The organism is Frankia torreyi, from assembly GCF_000948395.1.
Taxonomy (GTDB): Bacteria; Actinomycetota; Actinomycetes; order Frankiales; family Frankiaceae; genus Frankia; species Frankia torreyi.
This window is the reverse complement of sequence record NZ_JYFN01000083.1, coordinates 1-24,805: the sequence shown is the minus strand read 5'-3', so window position 1 is coordinate 24,805 and position 24,805 is coordinate 1. Positions and strand designations below refer to the sequence as shown.

The 24,805-nt window shown below is 72.3% G+C and carries 22 protein-coding genes and 1 pseudogene; 11 read left to right on the top strand and 12 right to left on the bottom strand.

Annotation, left to right across the window (positions count from 1 at the left end; genetic code table 11):
* Window positions 1-273 (top strand): annotated as a pseudogene (locus FF36_RS28685) (IS1634 family transposase); the annotation flags it as partial.
* Window positions 274-473: 200 nt separating this feature from the next.
* Here the strand turns inward: FF36_RS28685 and FF36_RS28680 are convergent.
* Window positions 474-1,964 (bottom strand): MFS transporter, encoded by a 1,491-nt coding sequence (locus FF36_RS28680; RefSeq protein ID WP_052681558.1) that lies wholly within the window; start codon window positions 1,962-1,964, stop codon window positions 474-476.
* Window positions 1,965-2,128: 164 nt separating this feature from the next.
* Between FF36_RS28680 and FF36_RS28675 the strand changes: the two genes are divergently transcribed.
* The 3 genes from FF36_RS28675 (at window position 2,129) to FF36_RS28665 (ending at window position 5,314) form a co-directional block, all read left to right on the top strand.
* Window positions 2,129-2,554: a winged helix-turn-helix transcriptional regulator gene (locus tag FF36_RS28675; RefSeq protein WP_082122323.1), complete on the top strand. Its 426-nt coding sequence runs from the start codon at window positions 2,129-2,131 to the stop codon at window positions 2,552-2,554.
* 146 nt (window positions 2,555-2,700) lie between these two features.
* The gene (locus FF36_RS28670) at window positions 2,701-4,215 is read left to right on the top strand and encodes an Hsp70 family protein (protein ID WP_052681556.1); all 1,515 of its coding nucleotides are present in this window, start codon (window positions 2,701-2,703) and stop codon (window positions 4,213-4,215) included.
* Between the two features lie 16 nt (window positions 4,216-4,231).
* Window positions 4,232-5,314 carry a sensor histidine kinase gene (locus FF36_RS28665; protein ID WP_052681554.1) on the top strand — a complete coding sequence of 361 codons (1,083 nt, stop codon included), beginning with the start codon at window positions 4,232-4,234 and terminating at the stop codon, window positions 5,312-5,314.
* A 21-nt stretch (window positions 5,315-5,335) separates the two neighbouring features.
* Here the strand turns inward: FF36_RS28665 and FF36_RS28660 are convergent, their stop codons facing one another.
* The 5 genes from FF36_RS28660 to FF36_RS28635 form a co-directional block, all read right to left on the bottom strand.
* Entirely contained in the window at window positions 5,336-6,460 is a 1,125-nt protein-coding gene (locus FF36_RS28660; RefSeq protein ID WP_044888328.1) for a sensor histidine kinase, read from the bottom strand.
* Between the two features lie 6 nt (window positions 6,461-6,466).
* The gene (locus FF36_RS28655; RefSeq protein WP_044888327.1) at window positions 6,467-7,129 is read right to left on the bottom strand and encodes a response regulator transcription factor; all 663 of its coding nucleotides are present in this window, start codon (window positions 7,127-7,129) and stop codon (window positions 6,467-6,469) included.
* Between the two features lie 1,584 nt (window positions 7,130-8,713).
* Complete coding sequence (locus FF36_RS28645) at window positions 8,714-9,313, bottom strand: HD domain-containing protein (protein WP_044888325.1); 600 nt, start codon at window positions 9,311-9,313, stop codon at window positions 8,714-8,716.
* Entirely contained in the window at window positions 9,274-10,434 is a 1,161-nt protein-coding gene (locus FF36_RS28640) for a GlxA family transcriptional regulator (protein WP_242422963.1), read from the bottom strand. Before FF36_RS28640 ends, FF36_RS28645 begins: the two co-directional genes overlap by 40 nt.
* Window positions 10,435-10,710: 276 nt before the next feature.
* Window positions 10,711-12,153 (bottom strand): MFS transporter, encoded by a 1,443-nt coding sequence (locus FF36_RS28635; RefSeq protein WP_052681553.1) that lies wholly within the window; start codon window positions 12,151-12,153, stop codon window positions 10,711-10,713.
* On the opposite strand from FF36_RS28635, the gene FF36_RS39455 reads away from it, so the two are divergent.
* Together FF36_RS39455 and FF36_RS28625 are read left to right on the top strand one after the other, a co-directional pair.
* Complete coding sequence (locus tag FF36_RS39455; protein ID WP_242422962.1) at window positions 12,137-13,270, top strand: TetR/AcrR family transcriptional regulator; 1,134 nt, start codon at window positions 12,137-12,139, stop codon at window positions 13,268-13,270. The two genes, FF36_RS28635 and FF36_RS39455, sit on opposite strands and share 17 nt — an antisense overlap.
* A gap of 255 nt (window positions 13,271-13,525) precedes the next feature.
* Window positions 13,526-15,328, top strand: coding sequence for a serine/threonine-protein kinase (locus FF36_RS28625; RefSeq protein WP_044888322.1), 1,803 nt, complete (start codon window positions 13,526-13,528; stop codon window positions 15,326-15,328).
* A 309-nt stretch (window positions 15,329-15,637) separates the two neighbouring features.
* Here the strand turns inward: FF36_RS28625 and FF36_RS28620 are convergent, their stop codons facing one another.
* Window positions 15,638-16,777 (bottom strand): cation diffusion facilitator family transporter, encoded by a 1,140-nt coding sequence (locus FF36_RS28620; RefSeq protein ID WP_199865538.1) that lies wholly within the window; start codon window positions 16,775-16,777, stop codon window positions 15,638-15,640.
* Window positions 16,778-16,930: 153 nt separating this feature from the next.
* Between FF36_RS28620 and FF36_RS28615 the strand changes: the two genes are divergently transcribed.
* The 4 genes from FF36_RS28615 (at window position 16,931) to FF36_RS28600 (ending at window position 20,718) form a co-directional block, all read left to right on the top strand.
* A complete protein-coding gene (locus FF36_RS28615; RefSeq protein WP_044888321.1) occupies window positions 16,931-17,542 on the top strand; it encodes a TetR/AcrR family transcriptional regulator in 612 nt (203 codons plus the stop codon).
* Window positions 17,543-17,688: 146 nt separating this feature from the next.
* Complete coding sequence (locus FF36_RS28610; RefSeq protein ID WP_206778490.1) at window positions 17,689-18,024, top strand: hypothetical protein; 336 nt, start codon at window positions 17,689-17,691, stop codon at window positions 18,022-18,024.
* A gap of 92 nt (window positions 18,025-18,116) precedes the next feature.
* A complete protein-coding gene (locus FF36_RS28605) occupies window positions 18,117-18,977 on the top strand; it encodes an SIR2 family NAD-dependent protein deacylase (RefSeq protein ID WP_044888319.1) in 861 nt (286 codons plus the stop codon).
* Between the two features lie 190 nt (window positions 18,978-19,167).
* Complete coding sequence (locus FF36_RS28600; protein WP_044888318.1) at window positions 19,168-20,718, top strand: FAD/NAD(P)-binding protein; 1,551 nt, start codon at window positions 19,168-19,170, stop codon at window positions 20,716-20,718.
* An 88-nt stretch (window positions 20,719-20,806) separates the two neighbouring features.
* On the opposite strand, the gene FF36_RS35140 is transcribed toward FF36_RS28600, so the two are convergent.
* From FF36_RS35140 to FF36_RS28580, 5 genes are all read right to left on the bottom strand, one after another.
* A complete protein-coding gene (locus FF36_RS35140; protein WP_128423416.1) occupies window positions 20,807-21,709 on the bottom strand; it encodes a HEAT repeat domain-containing protein in 903 nt (300 codons plus the stop codon).
* Window positions 21,709-21,954, bottom strand: coding sequence for a hypothetical protein (locus FF36_RS35135; RefSeq protein ID WP_128423415.1), 246 nt, complete (start codon window positions 21,952-21,954; stop codon window positions 21,709-21,711). Before FF36_RS35135 ends, FF36_RS35140 begins: the two co-directional genes overlap by 1 nt.
* Window positions 21,955-21,976: 22 nt before the next feature.
* Window positions 21,977-22,321, bottom strand: coding sequence for a DUF6980 family protein (locus FF36_RS33555; protein WP_396230168.1), 345 nt, complete (start codon window positions 22,319-22,321; stop codon window positions 21,977-21,979).
* Window positions 22,322-22,520: 199 nt separating this feature from the next.
* On the bottom strand, window positions 22,521-22,907 hold the full coding sequence (locus FF36_RS28585; RefSeq protein ID WP_128423414.1) for a hypothetical protein: 387 nt from the start codon (window positions 22,905-22,907) through the stop codon (window positions 22,521-22,523).
* 76 nt (window positions 22,908-22,983) lie between these two features.
* Entirely contained in the window at window positions 22,984-23,355 is a 372-nt protein-coding gene (locus FF36_RS28580; RefSeq protein WP_242422961.1) for an integrase core domain-containing protein, read from the bottom strand.
* Window positions 23,356-23,481: 126 nt separating this feature from the next.
* On the opposite strand from FF36_RS28580, the gene FF36_RS28575 reads away from it, so the two are divergent.
* A complete protein-coding gene (locus FF36_RS28575; RefSeq protein WP_044888314.1) occupies window positions 23,482-24,747 on the top strand; it encodes an IS256 family transposase in 1,266 nt (421 codons plus the stop codon).
* Window positions 24,748-24,805 lie beyond the last annotated feature (58 nt).

Sequence of the window (24,805 nt, the reverse complement as noted above, 5' to 3'; positions counted from 1 at the left end):
AACCAGCGCATCGACGGCCTCATCCACGTCATCTGCCTGGCCCTGCTCGTGTTCACCCTGATCGAACGCGCCGTCCGCCAGGCGATCGCCCCCGCCGAGAAGCTGCCCGGCCTCTACGCCGGCCGCCCCGCCCGGCCCACCGGCCGACTCATCCTCGAAGCCCTCGCCCCCCTGCGCCTGGTCCCCACCGCCGCCGGCCAGCCCGCCTACATCCCCAGACCCGGACCACTCCAACAGCACCTGCTCGACCTCCTCGGCATCGACCCCACCTAACCCCCATGACCCGAAAACAAGATCACAGGGGCCGGTCGGCGCAGCAGAATCCGAAGTGCGAAACACGGGGTGAACCGGACCGGGGCCGCGTGCGGCGAGCCGTCCGGCCGCAGCGTGCTGAAGATACCCGAATAATCCTCGGCGAGGAACGCCACGGCCTGGGGGGACAGGATCATGCCCGCTCCTCTGTCACTGCAGCATCAGCGTGCCGCCGGGTCGGGGGCGTCGCCGGGTCGGGTGAGAGGCAGGAGCACCAGCGTGATGAGGAAGGCGGCGACAACGAAGATCACCCCGACGAGGAAGGCGTCATGGAAGACGTCGGCCCGCGCCTGGTGGACCAGCTCGGGCACGCCGTGCGCCCGGTCCGTCAGCTCGGCGAGGTTACGGAAGGCGTAGGTGGCGGCGACGGCCAGGCCGATCGCGCCGCCCACCTCCTGGCTGGTGTTGATCAGGCCAGCGGCGAGGCCCGACTCGTGTTCGCGGACGCCGGTGAACGCCACGACCTGGATCGGCACGAAGGACAGGCCAAGCCCGAGGCCCGTGGCGAGGAAGGCGGGCAACAGGTCGACCGGGTAGGAGGCGTCGACGGGCGCTCGCCGCAGCAGCAGCATGCCGCCGACGGTGAGCAGCAGCCCGACCAGGAGAACCAGTTTGGCGGGCATCCTGGTGACGAGTTGTGCGGCGATTCCCGCGCCGACCGCCACGATGACCGCGAGCGGCACGTAGGCCAGCCCGGTCCGCAGCGGCGAGTAGTCGAGGACCTGCTGCATGAAGAGGCTGGCAAAGAAGAACAGCGTCACGACGTTGCCGAGCAGGAGCACCGCGGCGAGGTTCGCCGCGCGCAACGACGGCCGACGGAAGATACTCAGCGTGATCAACGGTTCGCGGGTGCGGCGCTCGATCAGCAGGAACGCCACGAGCAGCAGCGCGGAGACGATGAACCCCGCCGCTATGCGCCCGACGGGCGGATCGGAATCATCGACGGTCTGCCCTAGCGAGAAGATCAGCAGGACCAGACCGGCGGTCAGGGCGACGGCACCGGCGAGGTCGAACGAGGAGCTGCGTCGGGCGGCCCGGCTCTCGCTCACCACGCTCGGCGCGAGCAGCGCGCCGAGCAGGCCGATCGGCACGTTGATGAAGAAGATCCAGCGCCAGCCGGGGCCGTCGGTCAACAGGCCGCCCAGGGTCACGCCGGCCACCGACGCCAGGCCGCTGAGCGCACCCCACACACCAAGTGCCCTGGTGCGTTCGGGCCCCTCGGGAAAACTGCTGGTCAACAGGCTCAGCGCGGAGGTGGCGAGGAACGCCGCGCCCAGGCCCTGCAGCCCGCGCGCGACGATGAGCTGGACCGATTCCTGGGCGAGCCCGCCCAGCAGAGACGACAGCGCGAACAGCGTCAGCCCGGTCTGCAACATCAGGCGACGGCCGTAGGTGTCCGCGAGACGTCCGCACAGCAGCAGGAATCCACCGAGCAGCATGCCGTAGGTCGTCACCACGTACGGTAGCTGTGTTGCGGAGATGTCGAGCTTGTCCTCGATGGTCGGTAGGGCGACGTTCACGATGGAGACGTCCAGGAAAGTCATGAAGCCGGCGATACAGAGAAAGGCGAGGATGAGCCCGGGCCGGCGGCCGGAACCGGCCGGCGGCGAAGAGACGGCGTCCGTGTTCCGCACGGATTCCGGAATGGACATGAAAGCGCTCCTGCCTCGATGGCACACGCGGCGAACAACGTCGGATCGAGGACTCCAGGGCCCCCGGCACACGCCGGTTCGACACCGTTTGGCGAATGCAACGCGAAGCTAGCATTCCGGCTACTTTAGGAACCTAGTAGAAAGCCACTATCCCGGAGGTGACCGTGCTCGACACGTCCCAGGCCCGGCCTTCCCCAGCCGCGCCGGCGACCTCGCTGCACCCGGAGCGGGCATGCCCCGTCTCGCCGGTGGTCGACATCGTCTTCAGCCGCTGGACCACTCCCATCCTGTGGGCCCTGCACGCCTTCGGCCGGCAGCGATTCGTGGAGCTGGAGCGGCGGATCGGCACCATCACGCCCAAGGTGCTCACCCAGCGGCTACGCCAGCTCGAACGCGACGGGCTGGTGGTGCGCACCTACCACCAGGAGGTACCGCCCCGGGTGGAGTACGAGATCAGCGAGCTCGGCGCCAGCCTCGCTCCGCTGTTCGCCACGCTCGCCGGCTGGTCGCAGGCCAACCTCGATCGGGTCGAGCAGGCCCGGCGATCCTTCGACACGGCGCAGCAGAACCGCGAGGTCCGCCGCCGGTAACCGGGCCTCCGCGGGCGGTTCGGTCGGCCGGGCGTCACCTTGGTGAAATACAGGACAACTCCGGCCACGTAGGGTCGCCGACTCTCTACCCTGGCAGAGCACCGGTGGAGGAACATTCGGACCGAACGTCGTGGGAGTCGGGCAGGGTGAGGTACGGGCTCGGAATCGATCTCGGGACCACCTTCACCGCGGTGGCCGTCGGTCATCCCGTCTCCGCGGAGGTCGGCCGCTGGGGCCACACCGAGATGGTGAGCCTGGGCAGCCGCAGCGTCGTCACCCCCGCCGTGGTCTACGCCGGCCCGGACGGCCGTCTGCTGACCGGCGAGGCGGCCGTGCGCCGGGCTGCGCTGGCACCCGCCCACGCGGCCCTGGGGTACAAGCGCCGGCTCGGTGACCCCACTCCGCTGGTGCTGGGCGGCGCCCCGTTCTCCCCGGCGGCGCTGCTGGCCGCCTCGCTCGGCGACACCGTGCGCGCGGTCACCGACCTGCAGGGGGCGCCGCCGGAGACCATCGTGCTCAGCCGACCGGCCGTGTGGGGCCCCTACCGGCTGAAGCAGTTCGACGAGGTGCCGCGGCTGGCGGGGATCGGCGAGGTGCGGATGGTGACCGAGCCGGTGGCCGCCGCGACCCACTACACCGCCGTCCGCCAGCTCCCGCCGGGGGCGGTCATCGCCGTCTACGACCTGGGCGGGGGCACGTTCGACACGGCCGTCCTGCGGTTCCAGGCGGGCTCGATGGAGATCCTGGGCCTGCCCGAGGGCGTGGAGTGGCTCGGCGGTGTCGACTTCGACGAGGCCGTCGTGCACCACGTCGACCTGGAGCTGGGCGGTGCCGTCAGCGACATCGATCCGCAGGACCACGCCGGCGCCGTCGCGCTGGCGCGGCTGCGGCAGGAATGCGTGCTCGCCAAGGAGGCGCTGTCCTTCGACGAGGAGACCGTGATCCCGGTGTTCCTGCCGACGGTCCGCGCCGAGATCCGGCTCACCCGCGCGCGGTTCGAGGACATGGTCCGCCCGGCCATCGACTCCACCCTGGATGCGCTGCACCGCACCCTGATCTCCGCCGGGGTCGAGCCAGCGGACCTGTCGGCGGTCCTGCTGGCCGGGGGTTCCTCCCGCATCCCCGCGGTGGCCCGCACGGTCGAGTCAGCCCTGGGACGCCCGACCGTCGTCAACGCGCACCCCAAGCACCTGGTGGCGCTCGGCGCGGCCCGGATCGCCGCCCAGCTCCTCGAACCGGCCACGCCCCACCGCCCCACCACCACACCGCCGCCTGCGCCGCCGGCCGCGCCCCACCGCCCGACCACCACGCCGCCGCCGACCGCACCCCACCGCCCGACCGCCACGCCGCCGCCGACCGCACCGCCGCCGACCGCGTCCCACCGCCCGACCACCACCACGCCGCCCTCTGCGCCGCCGACCGCGTCCCACCGCGCCACCGCCACGCCGCCGGCCGGGCCCGGGGTTCCCGCGGCCGTCGGGCGTCCCGCCCACGGGTCCGCGGACGGCGGGCTCGCGGGCAGGGTGCCGGCAGGCCCCCTGCGCCGGCCGGCGGCGGACCCCGCACCCCCGCCCCGCGATCCACTGCGTCCGGTGGTGATCGCGGCCCTGGTCGTCGCCGTCCTGCTGCTGGCGGCGCTCGTCGCCGTGCTGCGCGGCTAGGCAGGGGGCCTGCGGCATGACACCGTCCGCTCCCGCGGGGCCGCCCGACCCCGGCGCCTCGCTCGCGCCCGGCGTGCTGCGGTTGGCCGCCGAACTGCCCTCCGCCGGACCGCGCGGCGGCGACCTCACCCCGGTGGCGGCGTGGATCGGCGCCCAGGTCGGAGCGGAACTCGTCGTCCTTCGGGTGCTGGACCCGCAGGATCCGTGCGAACACCGATGGTCGGCGCCGGGACGGCCCGACGTTCCCGCGGCCACGACCGTCACCTCGGCGCACCCGATCCGCCATCACGGAGTCGAGGTCGCCACGCTCCTGGTGACCCTGCCTGCGCCCCATCCCCTGGACACGCCCCACCACCTGGACGCCCAGCGACACCTGGACGAGGTCGCGGCCGTGCTCGGCGTCGTCGTCGCGGGCGCGGCGGCGCAGACCGGGGTGCGCGCGGCCCGCCGCTGGGGCCAGGACGTGCTCGCCTGGATCGCGGACGCCCGGCAGCGGGCGGCGTCCCGGATGGAGAGCGAGCGGCACGCCCTCGAACGGGATCTGCACGACGGCGCGCAGCTTCACCTGGTCTCGCTGCAACTGGCCGCGGCCGTCGTCGAGCACCGGCTGGCCACCGCGACCGCGGACGAGGACACCCTCACCGCGGCGGTGACCGATCTCGGCGCCCGGCTCGACCGCACCCACCAACTGCTGGTCGACACTGCGGCGGGGATCACGCCCGTGCCGCTGCAGGATGCCGGTCTGGCCCCGGCACTGGCACTGAGCTTCCGCGAGGCGCACAACGTCACGTTGGACATCGGAAGCGACGTCCGGGCCCGCCGCTACCCGCCGAGCGTCGAGAGCACGGTGTACTTCACCTGCCTCGAGGCGGTGAACAACGCGCACAAGCATGCGCCGGGCGCCGCCGTGGTCGTCGCCGTCCGCAACACGTATCAGGGGCTGTGGTTCGAGGTGGCCGACTCCGGACCGGGCCTGGCCGACGCCGCCAGCACCGGCCTGGCACAGCTTCGGGCCCGACTCGCCGCGGTGGGCGGGACGCTGCACGTCACCTCGGCGCCCGGCGAAGGCACCAGAGTCGCCGGCACCGTGCCCCTCTGACGCCACCCGGCGGGTCGCCGCTCACTGCCACGGGACCTGTGGGGCCTGCGGGACCTGTGGGGCCTGTGGGGTGGTCTGCGCAGGACCGGGATCGTCGTCGCCGGCGAGCCGCTGCGGCAGCCAGACGTCGACCAGCGCCGCCCCGGTCGAGGACGCGTGGCAGCGCAGTCCCCCGCCGAGCGCGGCCAGCAGCCGGGCGTCGTCGGCGAGAGCGGCACGTAACCGCTCCGCCGAGTCGGCCGGATCGCAGACCCGCACCGCGAGGCGGTCGGCGACCCGGGAGAAGTGGACCGACAGCGGCGCGTCGGCCGTCGCGGGCACGGCGGCGAAGACCACCGCCGTCGCGTGGTAGATCCCGGACTCCACCTCCCAGCCGACCCGCCGGCCGAGGTCGCCGGTGCACTGCACCCGCCGGGGCAGACTCGCGGCCAACTCCCCCAGCGCCGCCGCCGTCCCCCGGCTGCGCAGGGTCGAGGGGTGCACGGCCCGCACCACCGTCCGAAAGTCGTCGATCAGTTCGTCGACGGCCGCCCGCAGCTCGCGCAGGGTGGCCAGGGTCCGGCCCGGATCGTCGCGGGCCGCCGCGGCGAAGTCCCGCCAGCGGCGGGTCACCTCCGCGAGCCGACGAGTCGTCCCGGTCAGCACCCAGCCGGCCAGGCGGTGCCGCTCGACGTCGAGCACCGCGGCGAGGTCCGCCTCGACCGTCGCCGCCCGCCGTGCGAGGCCGGCCGAGTGGACCGCCTGCTCCCGCTGCGCGGCGTCCGCGCGAACCTCCCGCAGCAGCAGTGCCACGCAGTCGGCCGTCTGGGCCAGCAGCTCGGCCGGCACCGCCGCAGCCGGACCGTCCTCCCCGTCGGTGATGACCAGGGCGCCGACCTGCTTCCCGCCGTCCCGGACCGCCGCCACCGCCCGCACACCCGGCCGGCCCGGAGCGGAGTGCGCCGGAACGGAGGCGGGGGCGCCCTTGGGAGCGGACACGGGGCCGTCTGGCGGCGGGTCGTCGGGCAGCCAGAGGTTCGCCTGGCCGCTGCCGGCGGCCAGGGCCAGGTTGCGCAGCAGCGGCGCGACCCGTTGCCCCAGGGTGGCGCCGGCGGGCAGGGGGGCGACATCCTCGGCGAGAACGACCCACGCCGGTCGCGTAACCACGGCCGGTCAGTCTCCCGGCGCCCGGGCGTCCAGGTAGCGCAGGACCGCCAGCACCCGACGGTGATGCGCCGCCGAGTCGGCGGGCAGGTCCAGCTTGGTGAAGATGCTGGCGATGTTCTTCTCCACCGACTTCGCCGACAGGTACAGGGCGGCGGCGATGCCGTTGTTCGATCGGCCCTCCGCCATCAGTCGCAACACGTCCGACTCGCGGGGACTGAGTGTCGCCAGCGGACCGCTGGGGCCGGCGGGGCGGTCGACGAGGCGGCGAGCGAGCACCGGTTCGATCACGATCTCCCCGGCGTCGATGCGGGCCAGGGTGTCGGTGAGGACCTGCACCCCGGCGATCCGCTCCTTGAGCCGGTAGCCGATCCGCTCGGTGCCGATCTCCAGGAAACGCATGAGGTACAGCGTCTCGGCGTAGTGCGACAGCAGGAGCAGCCCGGTGTGCGGGTGCCGGGCCCTGACCCGCGCCGCCGTCGTGAGGCCGCCCTCCGCGCCCGGCGGCATGCGGATGTCGACGATGGCGACGTCAACCGGTTCGACGGCCAGCAGCTCCAGCAGCGCGTCGCCGTCCGCGACGCAGCCGACGACCTCGTACCCGGCCGTGGTGAGCAGCAGCAACAGCCCCTCGCGGAACAGGGCGGCGTCGTCGGCGAGCGCTACCCGCACGACGCCCCTGCCCCCGACCTCGCCTCTGCCCCCGCCGGCTGTCCTCGGGGGACCAGCCTCCACAGCGCACCGTCATCTCGCCGGGAGGCTGCGCGGGCAGCTCCGATCAGGCGGCGGGTCAGTGCCGAACTCGCGTGGTCCACGTGCGGATCGTTCCACGTCCACAAGATCGACGCGCACCTTCGCACGTCACCTTTCCGGCGGTCGTCCGACGACCACCGGCGATGGTCTCACCAGTTGCATCCGACCCTCGCGGGTGACCGCGAGGAGCGTGGCCGGAACCGGGATCGGACCCGTGGGAACGTCGTCCGTGGGCGGCCCCGGCGGCGCCTCGGCGGTTCCCGGCGCACCCGAGGCGGCGGGTGGCGGCCGTCCCTCGGCTTCGGCCGCCACCTCGGCCGCCACCTCGGCCGCCACCTCGGGCGTCACCTCGGGCGTCACTCCGCTGTCTCCGCCGACGACAGCGGACGTCATCCACCATTCGTCCTCCGGTCGATCCTCCACCGGCTCTTCCTCCACCGGCAGCTCCCCGNCCGGCCCTTCCCCCGCCGGCAGCTCCCCCGCCGGCCTGGCGGAGTCCGCCGGCGTGGTTGTCGACGGACCGGACCGGGCCTGCTGCGGCGCCGGCACCGCCCAGCGCAGGCGCAGTGCCTGCCCCTCGGCCAGGTCCGCCGGGAGCACCACCCGCAGCCGCAGCCGGGCCGGGCCGGGCAGGGCGTCGGCGAGCCGGCCCAGCGCGGTGAGCAGACCGTCGGTCAGCCCGGCGGCGAGACCAGCCGCCGGCGCGTCGAGCAGCAGATCGAACCGGCCGGGGTCGTGCGGCACGGCGTCGACGTCGGGATCGGCCGGCCACCCGGCGTGGCGCAACGCGATCCCGGCCGGGACGACCTGGACGAGCCAGTCGTCCAGCAGGCGGTAGTAGCCACCACCGAGGTCGGTCAACCGGGGCGCGGGCGCCCGCCAGCGGACCGCGCGCGGCGGCCCCGCCGGCGGGTACATGGACTGTTCGGCAAGCGGATGCCACCAGCCGCCACGACCAAGGTCGATCGCGGTGACCCGCGGCCAGCCGTCGGCGCCGGTCAGCAGCAGGCCGTGCTGGGCGAGTACCGGACGATCCAGCCGGTCGGCGAGGCGCTGCGGCAGGCAGGGTCCGTCCGCCGGGTCGGCGCCGTAGCGGACCACGTGGATCCCGTCGGGGTCGGCGGCCGGCATCGCGCGCAGCAGCTCCGCGACGGCCGTGACGTCCGGCACGGGCTCGCCCGGCGCGCCGACGATCACGCCGATCCCCCCCGACCGCGGCGGCAGGGCGTGCAGGGCCGGCTCGTCGGGCGCGGGGGGCACCATGCCCGGCGCCCGCGCCCACAGCCCGGCGGGGACGGGCACGACGTCGAGGACCGCCGGGTCCAGCCCTCGTGGCACGCCGGCGGGCGACCGGACGACGGGGCGGGCGGGCCGTCTGCCCATCAGCCGCCCGACCCTGCCGCCGCACCTGCGTGTACCGCTCGCATGCTCTGCCTCTCCTGCCTCGCCCCGCCGCGCCCCTGACGGCATCACGTACGGGCGTACGCCGCGGTTCACCCAGCGTCAGTCCGGGAACGGGGCGGCGGCGACGCGTCCGAGGAAATCCAGGTTGCGGATGTGCGCCGCGATCGTCGACGCCGGTTTCGCGACCGCCTCGGCCCGCAGGACGTCGATGATGAACGCGGTGAAGCCGGCCCGCGGATACGCCGTCAGCACCTCGTCGACGAGCGCGGCCGGCACGTCCGCCAGGCCCACCCCCAGCACGTCCACGAGTGCGCCGAGGATCAGCCCGGCGACCTCGGGACGCGGATCGCCGACGGTGGCGGGGTCGAGGTGCCCCGCGATCGCGTCGCGGACCACGTCGGCCAGCTCGACATCCGCACCCCAGCGGAGCAGGTGCTCCTGGGCCACCGCGGCGCCGCGGACCTCGAACGGCTGCGCCGGGTCGTCCCAGGCGGCGGTGAGCCCGAGATCGTGCAGGGCGGCCGCGAGGAACAGCGCGTGGGCGTCGTGGTCGCGCCCGGCCTTGTCCAGCAGCGCCGAGCCGAAGAGGTAGCTGCGGTGACAGTGGGCGACCAGGGTCGGCGCGCTCGCGGCGACCAGCAGGTCCTCGGCGGCACGGGTCAGCGCGGTGTCGGGACGGGTGCGGGCGGCCATGCCCATCGGTTTCCCCTTTCCGGAGAATGGTGATCTGCGTCGGCCCCGGTCCCGGCCGCCGCGTCGGCAGGCAGGCGGAAACGCCGCCGGTAGTCGGTCGGGGTCATGGCGAGGTCGCGGCGGAAGACGCGGTAGAAGGTCTCCGGGGAGCCGAAGCCGCAGCGCTGCGCGACGGCCTCCACGGTGTGCCCGGTCTGCTCGAGCATGCGGCGGGCCGCCTCGGTGCGGACGGACTCGACGTAGGCCGCGGGCGTGACGCCGGTCTGCGCGGTGAACACCCGGGAGAAGTGCCGTTCGCTCATGCCGACCCGCCGGGCCAGGGCGGCGACGGACAGGTCTGCGGCCAGATGGTCGGCGATCCAGCGATGCAGCTCCCCGATGTCGTCGCGGGTCGGCGCCGGGTGGGCGAGCGGCACGCTGAACTGGCTCTGGCCACCCGGGCGCCGCAGGTACATCACCAGCCAGCGCGCCGTGGCGAGCGCGAGGTCGTCCCCGCAGTCGTCGGCGACCATCGCCAGCGCGAGATCCATCCCCGCGCTGACCCCCGCGCAGGTCCAGACGCGCCCGGAGCGGATGAAGATCGGATCCGGATCGACCGCGACCGCGGGGTACTCGGCCGCGAGCCGGCCCGCGGTGAACCAGTGCGTGGTGGCGGGCCGGCCGTCGAGCAGACCGGCCGCGGCGAGCATGTGGGCACCCGCGCAGACGGAGGCGATCCGCCGCGGGCGCCCGCCGACCTCGCGCAGCCAGTCGACGATCTGTGGCACGACGACGGGGCCCGCCTCCGGTCGCGCGCCCAGCGCCCCCGGCACGAGCACCGTGTCGGCGGCGCCCGCCACGTCGGCGAGCGCCACGTCGGCCACCAGGCGCACCCCGCTCGCCGTGCGGACCTCCCCCGACCGCGGCGCGGCGATCTCGACCACGTACGCCGGATCGACGCCCACGCCCACGCCCGTGGTCGCGCCCGTGGTCGCGGCGCGGTCCGGTCCCGGGCCGTCGCCGTTGCCGCCGTCGCGCCTCCGCGCCTGCAACACGCGCGACGCCGTCGTGAACACGTCCGCCGGCCCGGTGACGTCCAGAAGCTGGACGCCGTCGAAGGCCACGATCACGACACGCCGGGGATCCACACAGCGCAGCATCGCCGCGGGCCCGTCATGGCCGCAATGACACGTCTCTGTCAGATCCGGCCATCCGCCGCACGGTCGGACCGTTCGGCCGATCGCGCGTATGTGCGCACGACCTCCGTGCAAGGACGTTCCTTCACGGAGTCGGTCTTCCACGTCGACTTCGTCGGCGTTCACCTGGCGGCACAGGACCAGGCGGCACAGGATCAGGCGGGCACGGACCCCGCCGCTGGCCGGGCGGCCATCGATACCGCTCCGTGATCGGTACCGAGCTGACGATCAACTCATCGAATCGGTGCTCTCCGGTGCGGGGTCCCGGCCGGTCGGGCCCGCGGCCGCGGGCGCCGGTGCGTCCCCGAGCGGGATCTGACGGGTCAGCAGCACGGTGAGGAAGATGACCGCGACGCCGATCGCGCCGACGGTGAACGCCTCGGCCACCCCGTGCGCCAGGACGTACCTCGCCAGCTCGCCGGGGGCGAGGCCGGCCGGTGCGTCGCCGCGCGCGTGCCGGGCGGCGCTGCCGAAGACGGTGACGAGGACGGCCAGGCCCAGCGAGCCGCCGACCTGCTGGGTCGTGACCATCATGCTGGCGGCCGCGCCGGAGTGCTCGGCGGGAACGCCCGCGACGAGGCTCACGCTCAGCGGCACGAACAGCAGGCCCAGACCGGCGCCGAACAGCAGCAGCGGCCCGAGCACGACCGAGGTGTAGCTGCTGGTCACCGAGACCTGCGCTAGCCACAGCATGGCCCCCGTGCTCAGCGCGGCCCCCACCAGCATGAGCGGCTTCGGACCCACCCTGGGCAGCAGTCTCGACGCCCGCGAGGCCGACACCAGGATCCCCAGGGACAGCGGGAGGAACGCAAGCCCCGCGCGCAGCGCGCTGAGCCCGAGGACCTCCTGCAGGACCTGGGTGCCGAAGAAGAACATGCTCAGCATGCTTCCGGTCAGCAGCAGCAGGAGAAGATAGGTCCGCGCGCGGCTGGCCTCGGCGACCAGCCGCAGCGGGACGACCGGCTGCGCGGCCCGCGACTCGACGACCACGAACGCCGCGAGTGCGACGACGGCGAGCAGGAAGGCACCGAGGGTCCGCCCGTCGGCCCAGCCGTTCGAGGAGGCGCGCAGGAACCCGTAGACACCGGCTGCGAGCCCGACGACGGAGCTCAGCGCCCCGGCCACGTCGAAACGGCCCTCGCGACGTGGCGGTGTGCGCAGGTAGCGCGGGGCCAGCAGCAGGATGGCGAGCCCGAACGGCACGTTGATGAACATGACCCACCGCCAGGACAGCCAGGTGGTGAGCATGCCGCCGGCGATCAGCCCGATCGAGCCGCCGACGCCGGCCACCGCCGCCCACGCCCCCATCGCCCGGGTGCGGGCGGGGCCCGGCGGAAAGTTGGCGGCGATGAGCGCCAGCGCGTTCGGCGACGCGCACGCGGCGCCGACGCCCTGCCCGACGCGGGCGGCGATGAGCATCCACGGCGCGGTGGCCAGGCCGCCGAGCAGTGAGGCGGTCGTGAACAGGGCGATCCCACCGAGCAGAGTGGCGCGGCGCCCCAGCAGATCCCCGGCCCGCCCGCCGAGCAGCAGCAGTCCGCCGTAGGCCAGCGTGTAGGCGTTGATCACCCACGCCAGGTCGGTGGCGGAGAAGCCGAGGGTCTCCCGGATCCTGGGCAGCGCGACGTTCACGATCGTGATGTCGAGGACGAGCATGAGCTGGCAGGTCACGATCGTGACCAGCGCGATCCGGGCGCGCCTCGCCTCCTGCGTCGGCGGCCCCGCAGCGCTCTGCCCCGCCGACGACGCAGCGGACGCCGAGAAGGCCGACGAAGGCGACGAGGCTGACGAGGGCGACGTAGGCGACGAGGCCGACGAGGGCGACGACGAGGACATGGCGGCCTCCCGACCGGGGCTCCGTAAGATACGGATCAGTATCCAATTCGGGAGGGTAGCAGAATGCCGTCGACCGATCACCCACCTCTTCGGCAAACTCCTCGCCGACCTCGCTCCGCCCGCGCCATCCCCCTGCCCGGGTACGCTCGAGGCCGGACCGATGATCGGCCGCCCGGGTGTCGCACCTTCGGCGACGGACCGGCGGCCAGGGCAAGCGGACCGGCGGGCAGGGCGGCGGACCGGCGGGCAGGGCGGCGGACCGGCGGGCAGGGCGGCGGACGGGAGGCGGACGATCGTGGGCGTCGTTCCTGCCGACCAGCAGCACGCGCAGGTGTCCCAGGGCCCCCGCGCCGGTGCGGTCGCCACCCGCCGCCGCGGCGACGCACTGCTGGGAGCGATCTTCGATGCGGTCTTCGACCAGCTCCGGACCGTCGGTTACGCCAACCTGACGATGGACCGGGTCGCGGCCGCCGCCGGGACCAGCAAGACCGTGTTGTACCGCCGCTGGGCCGCCAAGGAAGACATGATCGCCGACGCGTTGCGGCACCGACTGCCCACTCCGGGTGACATACCCCTGACCGGCGACCTGCGCGCGGACGTCCACGCACTGTTGCGCTGCGTGCAGGCGTCGTTCAGCTCCACCCGCGGCACGGCGTTCCAGCTCGTGTCGGCCGAGGCGGGCTGCGGCCGTCCCGTCGTCCGCCAGACGATCATCGACCATGTGGTCGAGCCGTGCGTCCAGCTCATCGCAGAGGTGCTGCGCCGGGCGGCCGAGCGCGGCGAGATCCGGCCCGAGGCCGCCAACGAGCTGGTGGCCGCCAGCGGACCCGCCATGCTCGTGCAGTACTCGCTGATCCGCGAACCCGTCGTGCCCGACGAGTTCGTCGCCTCGGTCGTCGACCAGATCGTCCTGCCGCTGACGACCAGGTCCGCGGCCGCCGAGCACGGCTGAGCACACCCAAGCGAGGCGGCCACCGCCCGGCGCAGAACGGAAGGGAACCTAGGCAACCCGCGAGGCGTATCCAGGTCGTGTCCTGACGCCTTCCGCTCTGCACTAGTTTGGTCATGACCGACGGGCGTCGTCCTGAAACAACGTGAAATGCCTCTGGTCGACTCCTTGTCCCTGACCCTTGCCCGCGAGCTGGCCCCTGTGACCCTGACCCTTGCCCATGGCGGAGTGTGATGAGTTCTGCGGACGGACGCGTCGATGCAGAATCTTGAACCGGGGGATCCGTCGACGATCGGCCCCTACACCCTGCGTGCCCGGATCGGTGAGGGCGGCATGGGACGGGTGTTCCTGGCCCATTCGCCCTCCGGTCGGCTGATGGCCGTCAAGGTGGTCCGGCCGGAGCTGGCCGGCGACGGCGGGTTCCGGGACCGCTTCCGGCGGGAGGTCGCGGCGGCGAGGCTGGTCAGCGGGGCGTTCACCGCCCCGGTCGTGGACGCCGACCCGGACGCGGCGACGCCGTGGCTGGCCACCCTGTACGTGCCCGGCCCCTCCCTGCACGAGGCGGTGACCCACTGCGGGCCCTTCGGGCCAAGCGTGCTGCGGCGGCTGGGGGCCGGCGTGCTGGAGGCGATCGTCGCCGTGCACCAGGCCGGCGTCGTCCACCGGGATGTGAAGCCGAGCAACGTCCTGCTCGCCGCCGACGGACCGCGCCTGATCGACTTCGGCATCGCTCGGGCCGCCGACCACACGGAGCTCACCCGGGCGGGAGACATCGTCGGCACCGCCGCGTACATGTCGCCGGAGCAGGCCGCCGGCGGTGCCGCCGGGCCGGCGGCCGACGTGTTCTCCGCCGCCGCCGTACTCGTCTTCGCCGCCACCGGGCGCGGCCCGTTCGGCCGGGGCGACCCGGCCGCGATGCTGTTCCGCGTCGTGCACGGCTCCCCGGACCTGACCGGGGTGCCGGCCGATCTGAGCGAGGCGCTGCGGTCCTGCCTGGCGAAGGACCCGGACACCCGGCCCGACCCCAGCGCATTGTTGCGCTGGCTCGCCGACGGAGTGGAGGTTGCGGCCGAGACCTGGCCGCCCGCGGTCACCAGACTGGTGGCGCAGCGCGCCGCCGAAGTCGGCGAGCACCTGCCGCCGACGCGTCCGGACCCGCCCGCCTGGTGGGCGACCCCGGACGCCCCCCGCGCACCGACCCGGGTCATGGCCCCGACCTACGTCCCGCCCCCGCCGACCCCACAGCCCCTGCAGACTCCCCGACCACCGCAGGCCGGCCCACCTGCACGGACACCACCGACCCCGCAGACACCACCACCGCCACAGACACCACCACCGCTGCAGACACCGCGCTCCCTGCAGACACCACCAGGCCCGCGGACGCCTCCCCCGCAGCCGGCCCAGGTGCCCCGCCACCTTGCCGCCGACGACGCCGTCTTCCTGGGACGGCGGTGGAGGTTGCTGGTCGTCGGCTCGCTGCTGGTGGGCGTCGGCGTCGTCCTGCTGGCAGCGGCGTTGATCGTCCTCGTCGACCTCCTGTTCACCTACCGGGGCTACAACTCCAGTGGTATCTCCGCCGCGTTCCTGGGGGCCGTCATCTTCGCTGTCGTCGGCGCCGCCGCGCTGCTCCCGGGCTGGTGGCGGCTGCGCATCGGCCTGCGGCCGCCGAGACTGACGATCGGCCCGCACAGCCTGCGCGCGGAGTGCGGCGGCCAGCGCTACGAACGCGCCTGGCCGCAGGTCGCCCGCGCCGACGTCATCCGGCTGGGCCGCCGGGAGGTGCTGGCGGTCTGGCCGGCCCGGCCCACCGGGCCCTGGGGCGCCGGGCTGCCCCGGCCGGTTCGCCGGAACCCGAAGGGCCGTTACCGGTTCGCCTGGTACAACCCGGTGTTCAACTGCGACATCGTGATGGACATGGCACTGCTGCGGGGACGTCCGGCACGGGGTGTCTCCGCGGCGCTCGGCGAGGTCAGCGCCGCGACGGGCAGATCCGCCCCCGGACAGGATCCTCGTCGCGCCGGGCCCACCGGCGGGCCCACCCGCCCCGGGCCCGGCTGGTGACACCGACCGGGCTCGGATCGGCGCTCGGCGCGCCACGGGACACTCCGTCCTCGCGACTCACTGTGGTCATATATGCACGCAGTCGTGCCGAGGGGTAGTGCCACTTTTCGTCCGAAAAACCGTACCTAAGCCTCGGCACGATCTGGCCGCGTTCTGGCCGCGTTCTGGATGGACATCGGCGGGGCGGCGGCAGCGGTCACACAGGCGACAGCGGCCCCACAGGCAACAACGGTCACACAGGCGACAGCGGCCCCACAGGCAACAGCGGCCCCACGAAGCAGACCGGGTCGGGAGGCGGCGCAGACCGGGTCAGGAGGCGGCGCGGGTGGCCGCGGGGGCGTCGTCGGGGGTGAGGGAGGGCTCGTCGGGGGCGGAGAGGCTGAGCACGGCGTCGACGACGGCGGGCGAGGCGGACAGCTTGGCCTCCACCCCGCGCAGGCGCAGCGCGACGTTGGGCTCGATGTCGTCGCCGATCAGGTCCACATCCCCGACCACGGTGATCATCCGCGGGCCGACGACCTCCAGGCGCAGGCGGGTGACCCGGTCGACCTCGGGCAGCGCCAGCAGGGCCCGCAGCGTCGCCGCCCGCACCTGCGGGTCGGCCTCCTGCCCGATGAGGAACCGCCGGTTGCGGCTGATGAGCACGATGGCGACCACCCCGAGCAGCACCCCGACCAGGATCGAGCCGAGCGCGTCGAAGGCCGCCACGCCGGTGATCTGGTGCAGCGCCAGCCCGAGCGCCGCGATCACCACGCCGGCGAGGGCCGCCGAGTCCTCGGCGAAGACCGCGCGCAGCGTCGGGTCGGACGTCTCCACCACGTGCTCGATGACGTCCCGGTTCATCGACGCGGCCTCGGGCCTGGCCTGGCGCACCGACTGCAGGAACGAGGTCCCCTCGAGCAGGAACGACACCGCCAGCACGATGTAGCCGATCAGGTAGTCCCCGCCGGACTCGCCCGCGAACAGCTCCTGCACCCCGTGGGTGATCGAGACCGCACCCCCGGCGACGAACAGCCCCATGGCCGCGAACAACGCCCAGACGTACGCCTCGCGGCCGAACCCGAGGGGGTGACCCGGCTCCGGCGGGCGGCGCGAGCGGCGGTTGGCCATCACCAGGAAGACCTCGTTGCCGGTATCGGCCCAGGAGTGGGCGGCCTCGGCGACCATCGAGGCGGAGCCGGTGAGCAGGGCCGCCCCCGTCTTCGCGATCGCGATGACCAGGTTGGCCACGAAGGCGACGGCGACGGTGAGGCCGCTCTCGCTCTTGCCGGCGCCGCCGTCCTGCTGCAGCGGGATCGCGTCGCGCGCCTCGGGCGGCAGCTCGGCCGGGGCGGGTGGTGTCGTCAGGCTTTCGCTCACCGGCTCGCACTGCGCCGAGGCTGCCGGCGCCGCGGATGATGCCGGGATGGGCGGGGTGGCGGCAGGCGCGCCGTCGGTGTCAGCGGGCATGCCTTCGTCCTTAGCCCCGATGACCATGTTCTAACCCGACAAGGCCGGATGTGTCGCACGAATCGCCGCCGACGGCCGTGGTGTCGCTCAGGTGACCGGTCGGACGCCGTCCACCCGACGTGGGAACGAGCCGCGCGCTGTTAGCGTGCCCCGGTGGAAGCAACGGGCGGACGGGGCCTGCGGGTCGACGCGGCGCGCAACTACGAGCGGATCATCGCCGCGGCCGACCAGGCCTTCGAGGACGTCGGGCGGGCGGTGACGCTGGAGGAGGTGGCCCGGCGCGCCGGCGTCGGGGTCGCGACGGTGTACCGCCGGTTCCGCAACCGCGACCAGCTCCTGCGGGCCGTGTTCGACCACCTCGTCAGCACCGAGATCGTGCCCCGGCTGACCCGGGAGACCGACGACCCGTGGCACGACCTCGTCGGCGCGCTGGAGGCCACGGTGGCGGCGCTGGCCGGCCGGCAGGTGATCCTCGCCCTCGCCCGCGAGACCGACGCCTTTCACGTCGAGGGCGTGCACCGCTACCTGGAGTCGATGGAACGGCTGCTCGGCCGCGCCCGCGACGCCGGCGTGGTCCGTCCCGAGCTGGAGCGCCGGGACCTGTCCGCGGTCGTCGTGATGGCCCTGGCCACGGTGCGCCCCGAGGACCCGGCGGGCCTCGACCGCCGCCGCTACCTCGCGCTGCTCGTCGACGGGCTGCGCCCCGCCCCGCGCGTGCTGCCGCCCCCGGCCCCCGGCGGCCAGCAGACCTCCGCGGCAAGCTGACATGTCCTACCGTCTGGGTGTCCGGATGGTCGAGAGGGGACGTCGTGCGGCTTGGCAGCGCCGTTGTGTGTGGGGTCGCGCTGGTGGCACTGGCCGGATGTAGCTCGACCAAGGACGGGGCCGAGGCCGGGAAGGTCGCACCTGCCGTGGGTGCGCCCGTCACGGCGGACCCGTTCGGGACGTTCCGGCAGCGGACCGGGGTGGCCGCGTTCGTCGCCGCGTTCCGTACGACGTTCCCCGATCTGGCCGACGGCCGATCCGACGAGGCCATCGCATCGGACGTCACGCATGTCTGCCTGGACGACCTGCGGGATCCGACCACGGGTCGGCCTGCGCCCGACGGGGAGGCCGCCGCGCTGCGGCGCATACCGAGCAGGTTCGAGCGGAACGGAATCACGCCGGACACGGTCTCCGCCAGGCTGATCCTGGCCCTGGCCAGGGGCACGGCGTGCAGCCGGGTGCGCGTCATCGAGGAGTGGTAGGGCTCCTGCGGGCCGGCCCCGCCAGGCCCGCGCGTTGATCATCCATAATGGCTGCGATGACCCACGCCAGTCCTGCCGACCGCGGTCGACCCGTGACCACCTCGGCGGGCCGGTTCACCTCCGCGGTCGAGACCGCCTTGGACGCCGCCGCCGCGCTGCTCGCGGGAGCGGGCGCGCTGCTGGTGTGCGCGGGCGCCGGGATGGGCGTGGACTCGGGGCTGCCGGACTTCCGCGGCGACGCCGGCTTCTGGCGGGCCTACCCGCCGTACGAACGCCTCGGCCTGTCGTTCGTGGAGCTGGCCGACCCGGTGCACTTCCGCGACGATCCGACGCTGGCCTGGGGTTTCTACGGCCACCGCCTCGGCCTGTACCGGTCGACCGTTCCGCACGAGGGTTTCGCCGTGCTGCGCCGGTGGGGTGCGCGGCTGCCCGGCGGCCTGCACGTGTTCACCTCCAACGTGGACGGCCAGTTCCAGCGGGCCGGCATCGACGCGGTGGCGGAGGTCCACGGTTCCCTTCATCATCTCCAGTGCGTCCGGCCGTGCGACGGGCGGATCTGGCCGGCCGACGGGGTCACGGTGGACGTCGACCCGGGCACGATGCGCGCCGACGAGCCGCTGCCACGCTGCGCCGCGTGCGGGGAGCTGGCGCGGCCGAACATCCTCATGTTCGGTGACGGCTCCTGGCTGAGCTCGCGCACCGACGCCGCGCTGCACTCCTGCGAGTCCTGGCTGGCCGCAGTGACGGCGCGTGGCGGGGCCGGCCCGCTGGTGGTGGTCGAGATCGGCGCGGGCACGGCGGTGCCCACCGTGCGGCGCACCGCCGAGTCCGTCGCCGACGGCCGCCTGATCCGCATCAATCCCACGCAGCCGGCGATCCGCCCCGGGGCGGGGGTCTCCCTGCCGCTCGGCGCCCTGGCCGCCCTGACCGCTCTCGACGCTCGGTTGTCCTGAGCCGGGTTGCGAAGGTAGCCGTACGATGACGGCGGCACGTGCAACGCCCTCGGCCCGACGTGATCGCCCCGGTCGTGACCCCGCCCCGCAGTCGGACCACCGACCCGGCCAGCCGTGCCCGTCGGGCGCTCGACCACCTCGGCGGCGGCTGCCGGGTGGGCCACTGGAGAGCCAACAGTCGAGGTAGGCGATGTCAGCCACCCCAAGGATCGGCGTGATCGGTGGCGGCGCGTCCGCGGTCTGCCTTCTCGACGCGCTGGCCCAGCAGCAGGACCTTCCCGCCGGGGCACTGACGGTCTTCGACGGCGGGCGACACCTGTGGCGTGGTCGCCCCTATCAGCCCGATCTGGACGCGATGCGGGTCAACGCGATACCGCAGGACATGTCGGTACGGGCGGGCGACGACGGCCATCTCGCCGCCTGGCTCGCCACCCGTAGGCTCTTCGTCGACACCGAGCCGTCGTTCCTCGATCCCATCTCCGGCGCGCAGTTCATCCCGCGGGCGCTGTTCGGCGACTACCTGGAGCAGTCCGCCGGGGCGGCGCTGGTGACGCTGGCCGGCCGCGGCTGGCGCGTCGAACTGAAGCGGCGGATGGTGCATCGCGTCGTGTCGACCCGCCACGGACTGATCCTGCGCGCCGCGGACGGCGAGGATCACGAGGTCGACTACGCCGTCCTCGCCCCCGGCGCGGGACGACCCGCCGACCCGTACGGGCTGGCCGGTTGCGCCGGGTTCGTGCGCGATCCCTACCCGGCCGCCGAGATGCTGGCTTCGATCCGCCGCGACGACGACCTGGCCGCGATCGGCAGCGGGCTGACCGCGGTCGACGTGGCCCTCGCCCTGGCCGCCCGCGGTCACACCGGCAGGATTGAGTTGCATTCCCGGCAGGCGGTCCTGCCCGCCGTGCGGCAGCGGCCCACCAGGTTCACGCCGCGCCACGTCACCGCGGCGCGGTTGCGGGCGCTGGCCGCCTCGGGTCGATCACTGCCCCTGGCCGATCTGATCACCATGATCGGCGACGAGCTCGCGGCGGCGGGCGAGGACGTCGACGCCGTACGGACGGAGCTCGACGCCACGCGCCGGGAGGAGCCCACGCACCGGCTGCGCCGGCAGCTCGGCGAGGTCAACGCACCGGGCGGCCCGCTGCGCCTCCTGCAGCAGATCATGCCCGACGTCGGACCGGATGTCTGGCCGCTGCTGCCCGAGCACGACAAGGACCGCCTGCTGACCGAGCACCACCGCGCCCTCATGAGCCTGTGCTGCCCGATGCCGCCCGCCAGCGCCGCCGCGCTGCTGCACCTGCTGGAATCCGGGCAGCTCGAGCTGATCGGAGGACTCCGGCGCATCGTGCCGGGCGCGGGCGGCTTCGTGGCGAGCACCGCCCGCGGCGAGCATCGGGCGGTCGTCGTCGTCAACGCCGTCAACGGCCGCCTCGGCGGCGTCAGCGACCTCGCCCCTCCGATGCTGGCGTCGCTGGTGGACGCCGGCCTGGCCGAGCGACATCCGCGCGGCGGGTTCTGTCTCGAGCGGGCCACCAGCCGCCTGACGGTGAACGCACGCCCGGACCGGCGGCTGTACGCGCTCGGGGATCTCGCGATGGGCAGTCTCTTCTTCACCTTCGGCATCCAGTCCCTGGTGGACCGGGCCGTCGATATCGTCACCTCGATCCGGGCGGACATCGTGCACAGGGCACGCCGCCCCTTCCGCCACGCCGGGCGCGACGTCCTGCAACCGATCTGACCCGCGTTCCACGCCGGGCACGATCCACCCAGGCTCGTTCTCCTCGTCCTGCTCCGCCGTCTCGTCATGACCACAGATCGGCAGGAGCTCAGTCGGCGCGAGCGGCCTCCAGGGCAAGCCGCCGGATCTCCTCGACCACCTCGTTGGAAGGAGGTGGCAGGTGATCCGGGCTTTCCGGAGACACCTGGGGCAGGTACCGGGCGATCCACTTCTGCTCGGGATCCGTGCGCCGCTTCCAGTTCCTGACCGTGACGCGCCGGGCTGCCGCCAGGACCTCGGGATGTTCCCGGACGTGCTGGGCGAGAAAGGTCAGTTCAAGCTTGATGAAGCTGAAGAAGTAGCCGCGGTCCCGGGTGGAGTCCAGTTCCAGCCGGCGCAGCACCGCGTCACAGGCACGCGCGTCCCCGACCGCGATAAGCGCGAACAGCGCCGCCACCTGCGTCTGCTCGCTCCTCACTGCCAGGGCGTCGACGAGCCTCTCCGTACACGATGCGTCTCCGCGCTCAGCCAAAGCCGCAATGCTCGCCAGGCGAACACTCAATGACCTGTGGTCGACATAGGGAGTGAACAGGCCGACGTCGAGCGGCCCCGTTCCGTTGGCCAGAGCGAAAAGATAAAGGTCCAGACTGCCCCCGCGGGCGTCTGCCAGGGAGTCGACAAGAATCTGTTCCGCCTCACCTCCCCAGGCGGCCAGCAGAAGTGCTGCCACCCCAGGAACCAGCAAGCTCCGCGACCTCAGAAGTCCGGCGATCGGAGCAAGAGGAAGATGGCTGCATTTCTTCGTCTTCATGGCGGCGAGGAGGGCGACCTGGCGGGCCTCGGCACGCTCGACCAGCAGAGTGCGATAGAGTAGATCACATGCCTGCCGGCATCCTTGGGCACCGAGTTCACCAATCTTCCGCACTCGGCTTTCAAACTCCTGATCCGACAGGGATTCAAGATACCCAGACTCAAATACCTCGCGATCGGCAGAACTCTCGCCGTCCGACATCAGTCGATTCCGATCCTTGAAGATAGTTCATCGACAACTCCACACAGGAGAGGAGCATGCCAGGTCGTCACCCCGCCGACGGTCTGGACAGTGAACACCGTCTTCGTGCCGTCGGCGTCGGTGTGGGTGAGCCGCTCGGAGCCGCCGTGACGCCCGAGCGGAAAGCCTGGCATGAAGATCGAGCCGGAACACCAAATCGGCCATCGGTCGCCGCCTGCACGAGTCGTCAGATCCTTGCTCGTCACGCCCGACCTCGGCGGACTCCACTCACATCGACTCCCCGTGTTCGATCAACCATCTTTCATCCTCGTACTCCGGCGGCAGTGCAGCGTCATCCGGATCGAGTCCGATCCGCTCGAGAGCATCGAACCACCTAACGCGAACGGAGTCTGGCAGTCGTGCGCCGCACCACGGGCAGTATGCGATACCTACCCCGGATGAACCGCCATCATGAATCCAAATCCCGTACTCCTGATACTTCGGCGTGAAGCCAACGAGGACGTCCGGGCAGTCCTGTGGCTCCACATGACCATCCTCACAGATGAAGGTGACCTGTCCATGCATGTCGGCGCAACAGTGTGGGCCGTTATGGCCGATCGGCACACTTTTCATACTCGACCAGTCCACGTTTTCATTTTACACCTGCCCGCTTGCGAGAATTTCTCTGGAGGTCGTTCACCACGTCATCCACGAAGCCGTGCCTCCCAGCATGCGGGCAGCACTGGTTCGTTGCACAGCCCCTTGAGGACGGTCTGGAGGAAGCCCGACCACGACTGCACCCGTCGCGCCGGGATCGGCACTTGGACTAGACTCAATCTGCATCGAGATGGCGAGACTCCCACGGTGCAGGATCTCGCGCCCTTCGCGAAGCGGCATAAGTCGTCTCGTCAATGATGAAATATATTGTGAACCGCCGCCCGAGCCAGGACTTTTCCAGTTTGACGGAGAAGGTGTCCTCGGCAAACATTCTCACGAATTTGATCACATGCTCAGGTCGGACGTCGTCGATGGTATATCCCTCGAGCAGCATTCGCGCGCTTCCAGGTTTCGTCAGATACCAGATCGACAGGAAGCAGTCATCGTCTCTGTCGACCTCGATATCCACCAGGTTCGGGCTCGCGCCGGGCAGCTTCCACGAGATGGCGACGTTCTCCGGAATCGCTTCTCTTAGATCTACTACTATCTGCGGCACTTTCATCGTGTGGGGCTCCAGAATCCGGGTTTCGGCCTGTGAGCTGGCCTTTTGCGGTTGAGGTGATCCTCCGCGGGAGGGGTCAGGCGGCGTTACGGTACTCGTTGATCAATCCGCCGAGGATGCGGGTGCGCCGGACGGTGGAATTCGACGTCGGGGCGACCACGGGTGACGAGTCGGGTGGGTGCTGGCTGAGGGAGCGGTGAGGCCGATGGGTGTTGAAATACTCGGCGTAGCTGTCGAGGACCGATGTCAGGTGCCGTTCGGAGACGATCAGGAGTCTGTCGGTGCACTCACGGCGGGCGGTGCCGACCCAGCGTTCCGCGATCGCATTCGCCTGTGGGGCTTGCGGGGGTGTGCGTACCACGTCGATACCGGCCCCGGTGAAGACTGCATCGAACGAAGCTGTGAACTTCGTATCGCGGTCACGGAGGAGAAACCGGGTGAGTCCCACCGCGTGGTGTAGATCGGGATCGGCTGGTTGATCGTCCGGGGTGGGGTGTGTCGCTCCGGGACAAAGACGGCCACCGCGTGTAGCTCTGTGTGAACCGACCAAAGTTCCACGGAGAGGACACACGCGATGGCCTTGGATGATTCTGCCCTATCCGGTCTGCTGGAGCTGCTGCGGCATACCGATGCTGGTCAGGTGATGCGGGAGCTGCTGCGGTTCGGTCTGCAGGCGCTCGTGGACGCGGAAGCCGACGCGCACGTCGGCGCGGCCCGTTACGAACGGTCGGCAGCCCGGACCACGCAGCGCAACGGCTCCCGGGAACGGACCGTGTCGACGACCGCCGGGGACCTGACGGTGAAGATCCCGAAGATGCGGACCGGGTCGTTCTTCCCGTCGCTGCTGGAACCCCGCCGGCGTATCGACGTGGCGCTGCACGCGGTGGTGATGGAGGCCTACGTGCACGGCGTGTCGACCCGCAAGGTCGACGACCTCGTCGCCGCCCTCGGCGTCGACACCGGGATCTCGAAGTCGGAGGTGTCCCGGATCTGTGCGGCGTTGGATCGGGAGGCCGACGCCTGGCGGGCCCGCCGGTTGGACCATGTCGGGTTCCCTTACGTCTACCTGGACGCCACCTACTGCAAGGTCCGTCTCGACGGGCGGGTCGTGTCCCAGGCCGTTGTGATCGCCACGGGGGTGTCCGCCGACGGCCGCCGGGAGGTCCTCGGGGTGCAGGTCGGTGACAGTGAGGATGAGGCGTTCTGGACCGAGTTCCTGCGCGGCCTGCGCGACCGCGGCTTGGCGGTCGGCCCGGCCGGGGTGCGGCTGGTCATCTCCGACGCCCACCGAGGGCTGACCGCGGCTGTGGGCAAGGTCCTGACCGGGGCCGGCTGGCAGCGCTGCCGGGTCCACTTCCAGCGCAACGTCGCCGTCCGGGTCCCCAAGCATGCCGCGTCTATGGTCACGGCCACGATCGGGACGATCTTCGCGCAGCCGACCGCCGACCTCGTGCGGGCCCAGGTCGACACGGTCGCGGACCTGCTCGCGGGGAAGTTCCCCGCGGTCGCGGGGATGCTGCGCGACACGAAGGCGGACCTGACCGCGTTCGCGGACTTCCCCGAACCGCACTGGCGCAAGATCTGGTCCAACAACCCGCTGGAACGGCTCAACCGGGAGGTCAAGCGCCGCACCGACGTGGTCGGGATCTTCCCGAACCGGGAAGCGCTGCTCCGCCTCGCGACCGCTGTTCTCATGGAGACTCACGACGAGTGGCAGGTCTCCGACCGGCGTTACCTGTCCGAGGAATCCATGCGGCAGATAGCCGGGGAAAACACCACCACAACAGTCCCTGAAATTACCCCGATCGCTCTCGACGCGACCGAGTTCCAAGCCGCATAATATCGAAAGAAGCAGAGCGAAACGCGAACCGATCTACACCACTCCACGGGGCACTATC

What these genes read in the sequence shown, in the direction of transcription:
- FF36_RS35140 (WP_128423416.1), bottom strand. Translation starts at nt 21,709, where the DNA reads ATGTCGGACGGCGAGAGTTCTGCCGATCGCGAGGTATTTGAGTCTGGG.
- FF36_RS39455 (WP_242422962.1), top strand. Translation starts at nt 12,137, where the DNA reads ATGAGCTGGCAGGTCACGATCGTGACCAGCGCGATCCGGGCGCGCCTC.
- FF36_RS28625 (WP_044888322.1), top strand. Translation starts at nt 13,526, where the DNA reads ATGCAGAATCTTGAACCGGGGGATCCGTCGACGATCGGCCCCTACACC.
- FF36_RS28575 (WP_044888314.1), top strand. Translation starts at nt 23,482, where the DNA reads ATGGCCTTGGATGATTCTGCCCTATCCGGTCTGCTGGAGCTGCTGCGG.
- FF36_RS28680 (WP_052681558.1), bottom strand. Translation starts at nt 1,964, where the DNA reads ATGTCCATTCCGGAATCCGTGCGGAACACGGACGCCGTCTCTTCGCCG.
- FF36_RS28665 (WP_052681554.1), top strand. Translation starts at nt 4,232, where the DNA reads ATGACACCGTCCGCTCCCGCGGGGCCGCCCGACCCCGGCGCCTCGCTC.
- FF36_RS33555 (WP_396230168.1), bottom strand. Translation starts at nt 22,321, where the DNA reads ATGAAAAGTGTGCCGATCGGCCATAACGGCCCACACTGTTGCGCCGAC.
- FF36_RS28645 (WP_044888325.1), bottom strand. Translation starts at nt 9,313, where the DNA reads ATGGGCATGGCCGCCCGCACCCGTCCCGACACCGCGCTGACCCGTGCC.
- FF36_RS28620 (WP_199865538.1), bottom strand. Translation starts at nt 16,777, where the DNA reads ATGCCCGCTGACACCGACGGCGCGCCTGCCGCCACCCCGCCCATCCCG.
- FF36_RS28585 (WP_128423414.1), bottom strand. Translation starts at nt 22,907, where the DNA reads ATGAAAGTGCCGCAGATAGTAGTAGATCTAAGAGAAGCGATTCCGGAG.
- FF36_RS28600 (WP_044888318.1), top strand. Translation starts at nt 19,168, where the DNA reads ATGTCAGCCACCCCAAGGATCGGCGTGATCGGTGGCGGCGCGTCCGCG.